Genomic DNA, 12,884 nt, shown 5'->3' with positions numbered 1-12,884 from the left:
AGAATGTGCGCGCCATCAGAAAAACTGCAGAAATCAGGAGAAATATGAAAAGGGGTAGAAGCGGTGGGTCGAGCCAGACCCAGGGGAGCCGTCAACCGTTCGCGCTGACCGCGCTGGCATTGGCCGTATCGATGCAGGCTGCGTACGCGCAGACCAGCGCACCGGCCACGGGCAGCGAAACCACGCTGCCCACGGTCAGCGTACGCGCCGACACCATGGCCGAGAACTACGGGCCGGCGGGCAAGAAGTCGACCTCGGGCACCAAGTCCGACGTGCCGATCGAGGACACGCCGCAGTCGATCAGCGTGATCACGGCGGACCAGATCCGCAGCCAGGGCTCGACCACGGTTGAGGAATCGCTGCGCTACAGCGCCGGCGTGCGCACGCAGCCGATCGTCGACACGCGGCGCGGCACGTTCTACATCCGCGGCTTCAACGCCGCGCAGAACGGCCAGTACCTGGACGGCCTGAAGCTGCCGTGGTCCGGCGGCTACGCCTACTGGGACATCGACCCGTACAGCCTGGAGCGCGTGGATATCGTGCGCGGGCCGTCGTCGGTGCTGTACGGCCAGACGTCGCCGGGCGGGCTGGTGAACCAGGTCAGCAAGCGTCCGCAGGCGGAGTCGTCCAACGAGATCAACCTGAGCTTCGGCAACTACAACCGCAAGGAAGTCTCGGGCGACTTCACCGGCGCGCTGGACCAGGACGGCAAGGTGCTCTACCGCGTGACCGCGCTGGCGCGCGACAGCGGCACCCAGACCGACCACGCCGACGACAACCGCTTCTTCATCGCGCCGCAGATCACGTGGCGCCCGACCGCCGATACGAACTTCACGTTCTACACGCAGGTCCTGCACGACGACGCCGGCAACAGCGCCAACTTCCTGCCCGCGCTGGGCACCATCACGCCGCTGGCCAATGGGTCGAAGATCCCGACCAGCCTGTTCACCGGCGAGCCCGGCTTTGACCGCTTCAAGCGCGAGCAGTACGTGGCGGGCTACGAGTTCTCGCACCGCGTCAACGACACGCTGACGCTGCGCCAGAACCTGCGCTACGCGCACCAGTACGCCAGCTACGAGAACATCGGCAGCAACAGCGGCCTGGTGGCGAACCCGCCCAACGGCCCGTACCTGCTGCGCCGCCTGGGCCTGCGTTCGAGCGAATCGTTCGACGTGTTCACGGTGGACAACCAGGCCCAGGTCAAGGTCAAGCACGGCATCTTCGACCACACGATCCTGGCCGGCGTGGACTACTCGTGGTCGCACTTCGACCGGCTGCTGGGCCAGACCGCCGTGACGCCAGCCTCCGGCATCCCCACCGCCACCACCGAGCCGCCGCTGAACATCTTCAACCCGCAGTACGGCAACTTCGTGCGCACGGCCTACCAGACCGACAGCGACGTGCGCCGCAGCCAGATCGGCTTCTACCTGCAGGACATGCTGCGCGTGGCGGACCGCTTTGTCTTCCAGGCCGCCGGCCGCTACGACAAGGCGCGTGTCGATACCGACACCAAGACGCTGGCAACGGGCGCCGTGGCCAACACCGGCACCAACGACGGCAAGTTCACCGGCCGCGCCGGCGTGCTGTGGGAAGGCCCGTACGGGCTGTCGCCGTACTTCTCGTACTCGACGTCGTTCGAGCCCACCGGCGCCACCACGCTGTTCGGCGGCGGCACGCCCAAGCCCACCACCGGCAAGCAGTACGAGGCCGGCCTGAAGTTCCAGCCCGCCGGCAGCCGCAGCTTTGCGCAGCTGTCGCTGTTCAACCTGACGCAGGAAAACGTGCTGACCACGTCGCCGGTGTCGGGCCAGTTCTCGCAGATTGGCGAAGTACGCTCGCGCGGCGTGGAGCTGGAAGGCACCTGGGCCGTCACGCCGAACCTGAACGTGCTGGCGTCGTACACGTACACCGACGCGGAAGTCACCGCGGCCGGCCCGAGCGCGCCGAACGCGGGCAAGACGCCGCAGTACATTCCGAAGCACATGGCGTCGCTGTGGGCCGACTACCGCCTGGGCAGCAACTTCGGCTTCCTGCAGGGCGTGTGGCTGGGCGGCGGCGTGCGCTACGTCAGCAAGACCTACGACCAGACCAACGTGACCGAGGTGCCGGCGTTCACGCTGTTCGACCTGGCCGCCAGCTACTCGTTTGCCAAGCACTACACGTTGCGCCTGAACATCAACAACCTGTTCGACAAGACGTACGTGGCGGCCTGCGACAGCGCGACCAACTGCTACTACGGCCGCCGCCGCACCATCATCGGCACGGCCAGCTACCGCTGGTAAGCTGCGCGTCACCGGCCTGAACGGCCCCGCCTCCGGTACCTGCCGGCGGCGGGGCCGCGCCGCTCAGGAGCCCACATGAAAGCCCCCACCCTGCGCATCTGGTATGCCATCCACCGCTGGACCAGCCTGCTCTGCACGCTGAACCTGCTGGTGCTGTGCGTGACCGGGCTGCTGCTGATCTTCCACGAGGACATCGACGCCCTGCTGGGCCAGGAGCACCACGGCCTGGTGGCCGCCGAGCGCACCGTGGCCGTGCCGGCGCAGCGTCCGCCGCTGCAGTCGCTGGTCGATGCCGCACAGGCCGCGCATCCGGGCCAGGTGGCCAAGTCGATATCGTTTGCCGACGACGATGCCGATGCCGTGGGCGTGCGCGTGGGCCCGCCCGGAGAGCCGAAGCTGCGCAACGGCACGACCACGCAGTTCGACGCGGCCACGGGCGCCACGCGCAAGCCGGGCCCGCCGGGCGAGACGTTCAGCGGCTTCATCCTGAAGCTACACCTGAACCTGTTCCTGGGGCTGCCCGGACAGTTCTTCATCGGCTTCATCGGCGTGCTGTTCGTGCTGAGCCTGATCAGCGGGCTGGTGGTCTACGGGCCATTCATGCGCAAGCTGGCGTTCGGGCTGGTGCGGTTCGGCAAGCCGGTGCGGATCGTGCAGGCCGACCTGCACAACCTGTTCGGCATCGTCGTGATGGTCTGGGCGCTGGTGGTGGGGCTGACGGGCACGTTCCTGTCGTTCTCGCCGCTGATCATCGGCGTGTGGCAGAAGACCGAGCTCCAGCACCTGATCGCCACGCTGCCCCGCCCCACGCCGGCGACGTTCGTGCCGGTGGACCGCGCGCTGGAGCAGGCGCACCGCGAAGTGCCGGGCAAGGACCCGGCCTTCGTGTTCTATCCCAATACCGAATTCTCGACCGGCCGCCACTATGGCGTGGTGCTGCGCGGCCATACCGAGCTCCAGAAGCGCGTCTATGCCATCGTGCTGGTCGATGCCGGGGACGGCAGCGTGGCCGCCGTGCGCGGCATGCCGTGGTACCTGCAGGTGCTGCTGCTGTCGGCGCCGTTCCACTTTGGCGACTATGCGGGCCGGCCGTTGCAGATCCTGTGGGCGCTGCTGACCGTCATCACGGCCGGCGCAACGGTCACCGGCTTCATCTTCTGGCTCAAGCGGCCGCGCCGCAGCCGCGAGGACGCGCGCGCGCCGCTGCCACCGCAGTTGTCGGGAGACCAGGCATGAAGCTGATGGACGATACGTGGCCGATGCCGGGGCTGCTGGGCGCGCTGTCGCTGGCAGGGCTGGCCGCCGGCATCTTTGGCGATGGCGCGTGGGACGCGCTGTGCTGGGTCGGGCTTGGCGTGCCCGTGGCCGTCACGGCGTGGTGGCTGTGGCGCCAATGGCGCGCGCGGGACGCGCAGGACTGACCGCCACGCGCGGACACGTGCCGCAGTGGCCTTCCGCCGGCAGCCGGTAGCTGAGGCAGCAGATGCGCCGCACCGGCGCCACGCCCGGCACACCGGGCTCCGCGCCGGGGCGGAACGCGCCATGCAACGGATTGGCGAGGCCGTCGGCGGACACCGCGTGGCCGATCCACGCCAGCACTTCTTCCCTTGCTCCGGCGGACAGCGCCGGATGGGCCGCCACCTGGCGCGCGATGCCGGTTGCGGCGACGCCCCCGGTGCACCAGAGCAATCGCTCGGGCACCCTGGCAGCCGCGGCCAGCGCCGCGACGACCTTCGGCATTTCCACATGGACCAGCGGTGACAGCAAGGCCGGCAACGGGGTACCGGCTGGCGCCTGCTCGCCATCGTCGGGCAGGTTCAGGCGGCCGAGATACCCGTTTGCCGCGAGCTGCAGCGACGCCCGGTCGAACGGCAGGCACCGCCGATACACGGCCGCCGCCACCAGCGCGCCCGGCAGCACGGCCTTCGTGTAGTCGCGGAACCACGCAGCCGCCAGCGGGCGGCGATCGGCGCAGCCCAGCGCCTGCGCGGCGCGCGCCAGCGCCTCAGTGACCCACGGCTGCGGCACGGCGTCAGCCGGCCCCGCCAGGCACAGGCGGTCGGCGAAGGGGCGCAGCGGGCCGGGAAAACAAGGGGCCAGGAAGGGAAGCATGGGTTGGGCTTGAGGGTGGCGGTGCTGGAGGCGCTGACCTTTACTCCCGGCCCCTCCCCCCGCGTGCGGGAGAGCGGAGGAAACATGGCGCACCGCTTTCCACAGCAGACGGATAGCCCGCCGCGAAATTTACCCCTGCCCCGGCCCTAACTTTCGGCCGTCGCCACCCGTCTTCCAGACAGTGTCGATCCGATCCCCTTCCCGCATGTCGCTCATTGCCTCGTTGCCGCGCAAACTGCGGCTGACCATCGTCCTGGCCGCCGGGGCCAGTCTTGCCGCGGGCCTTTGCGCCGTCAGCATGGTCGCGCTGATCAACCGTGTGCTGGCCACCCAGGGCGCCGACGCGCCGCGGCTGGCGCTGCCGTTCGCGGCGCTGGCCATCGCGGTGCTGGCCTGCCGCACGCTGGCGTCCACGCTGTTCGTGCGCGTCAGCCAGAGTGCGCTGGCGCGCATCCGGGCGCAGATCTGCGAGCGCTTTATCGGCGCGCCCTACCCCCACATCGAGCAGACCGGCAACGCGCGCGTGCAGGCCGCGCTGGCCGACGACAGCCAGCACGTGGCCAATGGCCTGTCGGTGATTCCCGTGGTGCTGACCAACGCGATGGTGGTGCTGGGCTGCCTGGGCTACCTGGCGTGGCTGTCGCTGCCGACGTTCGGCATCGCCTGCGCGATCCTGGGCCTCGGCTCGTGGGTCTATCACCTGAACCACCGCCGCGCGCTCGTGCACCTGAAGCAGGCCGGCACCGCGCAGGATGCGCTGCACGGCCAGTTCAAGGCGCTGGTGGCCGGCGCCCGCGAACTGAAGCTGAACCACGACAAGCAGCGCAGTTTCCTGCGCGATAGCCTGGGGACCACGCTGGAAGCGGTGCGCAGCGCGCGCACGCGCGGCCTGTCGATCTTCTTCGTCGCGCTGGGCTTTGGCAGCTTCCTGTTCTTCGCGGTGATCGGCGGCGTGCTGTTCGCGCCGCGCGCCACGCCGCTGGACCCCGCCGTGATGACCGGGTTCACGATCATGTTCCTGTACATCATGTCGCCGCTGGAATCGCTGCTCAACGCGCTGCCGGCGCTGAGCATGGGCCGCGTGGCCTACGCGCGTATCGAGGCGCTGGGCGCCGATGCCGAGCCGGAGGCGCCACCACGCGCGCCGGCCGCCGCGCCGTTTGCGTCGGTGGCGCTGGACGGCGCCAGCCATCGCTACTTCCACGAGGCCGAGAACAGCTTCTTTGCGCTGGGGCCGGTCGATTTGACGCTTCACGCCGGCGAGATCGTGTTCCTGGTGGGCGGCAACGGCAGCGGCAAGACCACGCTGGCCAAGCTGATTGCGGGGCTGTACCCGCCGCTGTCGGGCCACCTGCTGCACAACGGCCGGCCCGCCGATGCCGCGCATCTGGCCGACTATCGCGCGCTGTTCTCGGCCGTGTTCTCGGACTTCCACCTGTTCGACACGCTGCTGGCCCACGACCCGCAGGACGAGGCGCTGGCCAACCGGCTGATCGCGCGCTTCCAGCTTGGCCACAAGGTCAGCGTGCGCGATGGCCGCTTCAGCACGCAGGCGCTGTCGCAGGGCCAGCGCAAGCGGCTGGCGCTGATCGTGGCCTGCCTGGAACGCCGCCCGGTGCTGATCCTGGACGAATGGGCCGCCGACCAGGACCCGCTGTTCAAGGACATTTTCTATCGCGAGGTGTTGCCGGAACTGCGCGCGCAGGGCAAGGCCGTGCTCGTGATCTCGCACGACGACCGCTACTTCGACCTGGCCGACCGCATGATCAAGATCGAGAACGGCCAGATCGTGGCCGATTCCGCCGCGCCGGCGCACAGCCAGCCGCTGCCCGTGGCGTCCGCCGCCTGACGCATTCCCAGCCCCGTATCCCATGCCCCTGCATCCCGATCTCGAAGCCCTGCTCGACATGGTGGAAATGGCCACCGCCACGGGCAAGCGCCCGGTCATCCATGAACTGACGCCGGCGCAGGCGCGGCGCGAATTCGACGCGGCGTCGACGGCGCTGGATCTGCCGCCCGCCCCGCTGCCCCGCGTCGAGCCGGTGTCGATTCCCACGCGCGACGGCCAGCGCATCGACGCCCGGCTGTACGCCCCCCGTGCGCATGGCGATGGCGATCCGCTGCCCGTGCTGCTGCATTTTCACAGCGGCGGCTTCACGGTGGGCAGCCTGGACTCCCATGCCGCGCTATGCAGTGCGCTGGCCGCGCGCACGCCGTGCGCCGTGGTGTCGGTAGCGTACCGGCTGGCGCCCGAGCACAAGTTTCCGACGGCCGTGCATGACGCCATCGACGCGCTGGCGTGGCTGGGCGCGCAGGCGCCGGCGCTGTGGCTCGATCCGGCACGGATCGCCGTGGGTGGCGACAGTGCCGGCGGCACGCTGAGCGCCGTGCTGGCGCTGGCCGCGCGCGACGATCCGACGCTGCCCCGCCCCTGCCTGCAGGTGCTGTGCTACGCGGGGCTGGGCGGCACCACGGACACGGCATCGCACCGGCAATACGGCCAGGGCCACCTGCTCGATACCGACACGATCGAGTGGTTCTACAGCCAGTATCTGCGCGACGCGCGCGACCGCGAGGACTGGCGCTTTGCGCCGCTGCGCGCGGTCGATCACGCTGGCGTAGCGCCCGCGTGGATCGTGCTGGCCGAGTGCGACCCGCTGTGCGACGAGGGCCAAGCCTACGGCCGCAAGCTGGCCGCGGCCGGCGTGCCGGTGACCGTGCGCGAGTACCCGGGCATGGTCCACGAGTTCCTGCGCATGGGGAACATCGTGGCCGAGGCCGGGCAGGCGCTCGACGACATCGCCGGGGCGCTGGCCCGGCACTTCACGGCGGCGGTGCCGCAGACGGCCGACGCGCTGTAAATCGCGCGCCACGTCCATCGTCTCAACAGGCATGCCGATCCACGCAGCGATGCCCGCTCATTCCGCAGGACAGTAACGATGCCGACTCCGATTCCCGCCTTCACCCACCTATCCTTTGCCGCCCAGCCGGCGCTGCGCTGCACGAGCCGCCATGACGGCCAGTGCCTCACGGTGACGCAGGACGAGCGCCAGCTCGCGCGCTTTGCGCTGGACACCGACGCGCTGCAGCTGCTCGATGGCGATGCCGACGCGCTGGTGCCGGCCGCGATGGCCGCGCTCGATGCCGCCTTTGCCCATGGCGCCGCACGCACGCTGCGGCTGCGCATCGAATCGCGCGACGCCGAGCGGCAGCTTGCCAGCCTGGGCGTGTTCGACAACGGCAGCGCGCACGCCAGCCAGCTCTGGCAGCGGCCGGAGTTGTACCTGGCGCCGTCCGCCGGCCCGTATCCGCTGCGCTACGCGATCTCGGATGGCAAGCGCCACCCGCAGCGCCCGCCCAAGCCGTCCGGCGTGGTCTACGCGCGGTACATCCCCTGGCTGGGCCAGACGCTGACGCTGCGCGCCGCCGAACTGGCGCGCGACCTGCCGCTGCTGCATCGCTGGATGAACGACCCCGACGTGGCGTACTTCTGGAACGAGGAAGGCGACGAGGCCAAGCATCGCGCCTATCTGCAGGGGCTGATCGACGACCGCCACATGCTGCCGCTGATTGCCGCGTTCGACGACACGCCGTTCGGCTACTTCGAGGTCTACTGGGCCAAGGAAAACCGCATCGCGCCGTTCTACGACGCGCAGGACCACGACCGCGGCTGGCACGTGCTGATCGGCGAGCCGGCGTTCCGCGGCAAGCAGTTCCTGACCGCGTGGTTCCCGGCCATCCAGCACTACCAGTTCCTGGACGATCCGCGCACGCAGCGCATCGTCGGCGAGCCGCGCGCCGACCACGTGCGCCAGATTGCCAACCTGGACAAGGCAGGCTTCTCGAAGATCAAGGAGTTCGACTTCCCGCACAAGCGCGCGATGCTGGTGATGCTGCTGCGCGAGCGGTTCTTCGGCGAGCACCTGCTGCTGCCGGCGCCGGACGCACCGCGCCCCTGATTCCCCTGCCAGCCCGCGGGAGCCGTCCCGCCCTTCCCGACTTGTTTCAGCCAAGGACCGAACCCATGACGCTTCGCGACCTCTCACCCGCCGTCCATGACGTGATTGGCATCGGCTTCGGGCCGTCCAACCTGGCGCTCGCCATCGCGCTGCAGGAGCAGGCCGATGCCGGCCGCCCGCTGGACGCCCACTTCCTGGAAAAGCAGCAGCAGTACCACTGGCACGGCAACACGCTGGTATCGCAGAGCGAGATGCAGATCTCGTTCCTGAAAGACCTGGTGTCGATGCGCAACCCCACCAGCCCGTACAGCTTTGTCAACTACCTGCACCGGCACGGCCGGCTGGTGGATTTCATCAACCTGCGCACGTTCTATCCGAGCCGGATGGAATACAACGACTACCTGCGCTGGGCCGCCAGCCACTTTGCCGACCAGTGCAGCCTGGGCGAGGACGTGCAGCGCGTGGAGCCCGATGGGCAGCGCGGTGCCGACGGGCGCATCGACCGCGTGCGGGTGGTGTCCGTCGACGGCCAGGGCCGCGAGCGCGTGCGGGTGGCGCGATCGGTGGTGCTGTCCACGGGCGGCACGCCGCGCATTCCGGCAGCGTTTGCCGGGCTGCGCGGGGATGCCCGCATCACCCATCACAGCGGCTACCTGAACTGGGTGCGCCAGCAGCCGTGCGCGGCCGGCGAGCCGATGCGGATTGCCGTGGTCGGCGCGGGCCAGAGCGCCGCCGAGGCGTTCATCGACCTGCACGACAACTATCCGTCGGCCAAGGTGGACTGGCTGGTGCGCGGCGCGGCGCTGAAACCGGCCGACGACAGCCCGTTCGTCAACGAGATCTTTGCGCCGGCCTACACCGACGTGGTCTACGAACAGACGCAGGCCGGCCGCGACCGGCTGATCGACGAATACCTGAACACCAACTACTCGGTGATCGATGCCGACCTGATCGAGCGCATCTACGCGATGCTGTACCGCCAGAAGGTGAGCGGCCAGTTCCGTGTGAACCTGCTGACCTGCAAGGCGGCGCTGGCCGCCCACGCGGGTGCGCATGGCGTGGAGCTGACGATCGGGTCGACGGCGCCGACGGCGATGTCCGGTGCGGACGGCGGGTCCGGGCGCGCTTCCGGCGGGGCATCCGATACCGAGACGCGCCGCTATGACGCCGTGGTGCTGGCCACCGGCTACGAGCGCGAGAGCCACCGGCGGCTGCTGGCGCCGCTGGCGGACCACCTGGGCGACTTCTCGGTCGACCGCAACTATCGCGTGCAGGCGTCGGCGGAACTGCCCGTGCCGGTCTATCTGCAAGGCTTCTGCCAGAGCAGCCATGGCCTGAGCGACACGCTGCTGTCCGTGCTGCCGGTGCGCGCCGAGGAAATCGCCAGCGCGATCCACGACGCGCTGCACGCCGGCCGTGGCTGGACGCCTCAGTCGGCGGCCGCCGCAAGCCAGGCCGCCGCGGCCTGAGCGCCAGCCTTCCACTCGCCCGCTTACCGGGTCCGCATCGGCACATGGCCGGGCGGACCCGCCCGCCTCGCCTGCCGCCCGTCCATCGCGGCGATCCCCTTCCGTCGACAAGGCTTTTTGCCGGAGTTGCCCCGGCGCCACAGCGGTCTGGCGCTGTCCGCGACCGGCCTGATGTATCCCCAAGCGAATGGTGACGAGCGGCTCGGTCGGAAATTTAATCGAGCCGCTCCCGCATAGCCGTTTCCCTAGACGAACCAGCCATCGCGCAATTTAATGGCTTCCACATGCTGGAATCGTGACAGTTTCGGCGCCTGAAGTAACAACAGGGTTACAGTTTAGTTAATTGACTATCATTCTCATTATTATTAACGTACCTGCTCCTGACTGCATCAGCCCCTAGGAGCCGCCCCCGTGATTCCCGCAACCGAAGTTGAGAAACGCCCCGCCGCGCCCGTGGGCGCAGACACGCTATTAGGGTTGTTCATGGAAAACCGGCGCGCGCTGGTGGGTGCCGCCGCCCGCATCGTCGGCTCGCGCGACGTGGCCGAAGACGTAGTGCAGGACGCCTTCCTGCGGCTGCGCGACATGACCGACGACGGCGCCATCCGCTGCCGGCTCAGCTACCTGTTCCAGGTGGTGCGCAACCTGGCCATCGACACCTATCGCCGCCAGTCGCTGGAGCAGCGATGGATGGCCGACGAGGACGAGGGCATCAACGCGCCGTCGCCCACCACCGCGCCGGACCTGATCATGATCGGCCGGCAGGCGCTGTGCGCGCTGGCCGGGGCGCTGGCGGAGCTGCCCGAGCGCACCCAGCGGGCGTTCGAGATGTGCCGCGTGCAGGGGATGGCGCAGAAGGACATCGCGTCGCAGCTGGGCGTGTCGCCCACGCTGGTGAACTTCATGGTGCGCGACGCCTGCATACATTGCCGCGCCCGGCTGACGCGCCAGCAGGCCATCTGAGCGCGCCCGGCGGCGCCGCGTAGAATGCCGGGCCTTGCCTGCGCACGCGGGCCGTACCGGAGCTTTCCATGCAAGACACCGACATCGACGCGATCACGCAGGCGTTCGCGCTCGTCAGCGAATTCGGCGAAGGCCGCAATCCGCGCTACCGCCCCGCCAGCGAGGCCGAGGCGCTGAAGCTGGCCACCCATCGCCATTACAAGGGCGGGCTATACCGTCGCGTCTTTGAGGCGAAACATTCGGAAGACGGCGACGTGCTGACTGTCTACGTCCATCTCTGGCCGCATGACACGTCGCCGTGGGTGCGCCCGGCGGAGATGTTCCACGGGCGGCTGGAAGACGAGCGGCTGCGCTTCGCGCCGCTCTGAGCCGGGACTGACTGGGCGGCCGGCGGCTCAGGCCAGCGCCGGCACCTGGAACGACGACACCGAGGCGCGCAGCACGTCGGCCTGTTCCTCCAGCGCCTGGGCCGCCGCGGCGGCCTCTTCCACCAGCGCCGCGTTCTGCTGCGTCATCTGGTCCATCTGCGTGACGGCCTTGCCGACCTGGTCGATGCCGGCGCTCTGCTCGCGCGACGCGGTGCTGATCTCGCCCATGATCGACGTGACGCGGCCCACGGCCTGCACCAGGTCCTGCATCGTCGTGCCGGCCTTGTCCACCTGCCGCGTGCCGGCTTCCACCTGATCGACGGTATCGGTAATCAGTTGCACGATCTCCTTGGCCGCCGACGCCGAGCGCTGCGCCAGTTCGCGCACCTCGCCCGCCACCACGGCAAAGCCGCGGCCCTGCTCGCCGGCCCGCGCGGCCTCGACGGCGGCGTTCAGCGCCAGGATATTGGTCTGGAACGCGATGCCCTCGATCACGGCCGTGATTTCGCCGATGCGGCGCGACGCCTGCTGGATGCCGCTCATCGTCGACACCACGTTGCGCATGTCCTCGCCGCCGCGCGACGCGGTGTCGGACGCTTCGGCGGCCAGCAGGTTGGCCTGGTGGGCGTTCTCGGCGTTCTGGCGCACGATGGCCGTCAGTTGTTCCATGCTGGCCGCCGTTTCCTGCAGCGCGCTGGCCTGCTGCTCGGTGCGCTGCGACAGGTCCAGGTTGCCAGCGGCGATCTGGCGCGTGGCCGTGGCGATGGCGTCGCTGCCACCGCGCATCGTGTGGATGGCATCGACCAGCCCCGACTGCATCCGCTGCAGGCCCTGCGTCAGGTCGCCCATCTCGTCGTGGCTGGTGGCGCGGATGCGCTCGGTCAGGTCGCCCTGCGAGATACGGCCGAAACTTTCCAGCATGCGCACCAGCGGCACCGAGATGGCGCGGCGCAGGCCGATGGCGCAGGCCAGCGCGCCGGCGATGCCCACGCCGATGGCGCCGATCACCATCCACAGGAACCGTTGCGAGCGGGCCGTGGCGTGCTCGTACATCTGCTGCGCCTGGTCGCTCTGGTTGCGTTCCAGCGCGTTCACGGCGGCGGTCAGTTCGACGAACATCGGCGGGATGCGGGCCATGACCTGCTGGTCGACGGCGGCCGTGTCGTGGGCGCGCAGCGCAGCCACCAGCGGCTCGACACCTTCGGTAAAGAACCGCTGGCGCAGCGCCGCCACCTTGTCGGACAGCGCCTGCTCCTCCGGCGACTTGGCCAGCGCCTGGTAGGCGCGCCACGCCTGCTCGGACTTGTCGCGGTAGGCGGCGGCCTTGTCGATGGTGGCCGGCACGTCGGCCGCGTCCGGGTGGAACGCGGCGCGGTCCAGCGTGGTGCGCACCACGGCCGCGTTCAATTGCGACGCCGCCACGTAGCGCGTGGAGGCAAGCTGGTTGGTGTAGATCTCGCGGATATCGGCAATGGACGCCCGCATGCCGAACACGCCGATGATGCCGATCAGGGTCAGCAAGGCGGCCAGCACGGCCAGGGCCGCGTTGAGGCGGAAACGGATCGAAAGTCTGGTGGGCATGGTCGCGTATCAGGAAAACCGTTGTCGATGCTGCAGCGCACTAACGGCCAGCCGCCACCCCGGCTGAAGCTTTTACACGCATGTAGACATATGTAGACATTGGCGCGCGGCGCCGGGCCCACATTGCAAACAATCCGTCCGGATGGTATC

General features: G+C 69.3%; 11 protein-coding genes. 9 read left to right on the top strand and 2 right to left on the bottom strand.

Annotation, left to right across the window (positions count from 1 at the left end):
• Positions 1 to 44 precede the first annotated feature (44 nt).
• The 3 genes from EPAKOI_RS19025 to EPAKOI_RS19015 all read left to right on the top strand — a co-directional run bounded on the left by EPAKOI_RS19025 (position 45) and on the right by EPAKOI_RS19015 (position 3,703).
• Positions 45 to 2,282, top strand: coding sequence for a TonB-dependent siderophore receptor (locus EPAKOI_RS19025; RefSeq protein WP_423194300.1), 2,238 nt, complete (start codon positions 45 to 47; stop codon positions 2,280 to 2,282).
• Between the two features lie 75 nt (positions 2,283 to 2,357).
• On the top strand, positions 2,358 to 3,518 hold the full coding sequence (locus tag EPAKOI_RS19020; RefSeq protein WP_423194299.1) for a PepSY-associated TM helix domain-containing protein: 1,161 nt from the start codon (positions 2,358 to 2,360) through the stop codon (positions 3,516 to 3,518).
• On the top strand, positions 3,515 to 3,703 hold the full coding sequence (locus EPAKOI_RS19015; RefSeq protein WP_423194298.1) for a hypothetical protein: 189 nt from the start codon (positions 3,515 to 3,517) through the stop codon (positions 3,701 to 3,703). Before EPAKOI_RS19020 ends, EPAKOI_RS19015 begins: the two co-directional genes overlap by 4 nt.
• On the opposite strand, the gene fhuF is transcribed toward EPAKOI_RS19015, so the two are convergent.
• On the bottom strand, positions 3,651 to 4,394 hold the full coding sequence (fhuF, locus tag EPAKOI_RS19010) for a siderophore-iron reductase FhuF (protein WP_423194297.1): 744 nt from the start codon (positions 4,392 to 4,394) through the stop codon (positions 3,651 to 3,653). The genes EPAKOI_RS19015 and fhuF overlap by 53 nt on opposite strands.
• A gap of 205 nt (positions 4,395 to 4,599) precedes the next feature.
• Between fhuF and EPAKOI_RS19005 the strand changes: the two genes are divergently transcribed.
• From EPAKOI_RS19005 to EPAKOI_RS18980, 6 genes are all read left to right on the top strand, one after another.
• Entirely contained in the window at positions 4,600 to 6,243 is a 1,644-nt protein-coding gene (locus tag EPAKOI_RS19005) for a cyclic peptide export ABC transporter (RefSeq protein ID WP_423194296.1), read from the top strand.
• A gap of 22 nt (positions 6,244 to 6,265) precedes the next feature.
• The gene (locus tag EPAKOI_RS19000) at positions 6,266 to 7,255 is read left to right on the top strand and encodes an alpha/beta hydrolase (RefSeq protein WP_423194295.1); all 990 of its coding nucleotides are present in this window, start codon (positions 6,266 to 6,268) and stop codon (positions 7,253 to 7,255) included.
• A gap of 78 nt (positions 7,256 to 7,333) precedes the next feature.
• Complete coding sequence (locus tag EPAKOI_RS18995; protein ID WP_423194294.1) at positions 7,334 to 8,353, top strand: GNAT family N-acetyltransferase; 1,020 nt, start codon at positions 7,334 to 7,336, stop codon at positions 8,351 to 8,353.
• 65 nt (positions 8,354 to 8,418) lie between these two features.
• The gene (locus EPAKOI_RS18990) at positions 8,419 to 9,822 is read left to right on the top strand and encodes a lysine N(6)-hydroxylase/L-ornithine N(5)-oxygenase family protein (RefSeq protein WP_423194293.1); all 1,404 of its coding nucleotides are present in this window, start codon (positions 8,419 to 8,421) and stop codon (positions 9,820 to 9,822) included.
• 483 nt (positions 9,823 to 10,305) lie between these two features.
• Complete coding sequence (locus tag EPAKOI_RS18985; protein WP_253700387.1) at positions 10,306 to 10,785, top strand: RNA polymerase factor sigma-70; 480 nt, start codon at positions 10,306 to 10,308, stop codon at positions 10,783 to 10,785.
• Between the two features lie 173 nt (positions 10,786 to 10,958).
• On the top strand, positions 10,959 to 11,153 hold the full coding sequence (locus EPAKOI_RS18980) for a DUF1653 domain-containing protein (RefSeq protein ID WP_253700388.1): 195 nt from the start codon (positions 10,959 to 10,961) through the stop codon (positions 11,151 to 11,153).
• Positions 11,154 to 11,180: 27 nt separating this feature from the next.
• On the opposite strand, the gene EPAKOI_RS18975 is transcribed toward EPAKOI_RS18980, so the two are convergent.
• On the bottom strand, positions 11,181 to 12,734 hold the full coding sequence (locus EPAKOI_RS18975; RefSeq protein WP_423194292.1) for a methyl-accepting chemotaxis protein: 1,554 nt from the start codon (positions 12,732 to 12,734) through the stop codon (positions 11,181 to 11,183).
• Between the last annotated feature and the right edge of the window lie 150 nt (positions 12,735 to 12,884).

Origin of the sequence: Cupriavidus sp. H18C2 (genome assembly GCF_049393795.1) — a bacterium.
Classification (GTDB): Bacteria; Pseudomonadota; Gammaproteobacteria; order Burkholderiales; family Burkholderiaceae; genus Cupriavidus; species Cupriavidus pauculus_C.
This window is presented reverse-complemented; position numbering and strand designations above follow the sequence as displayed.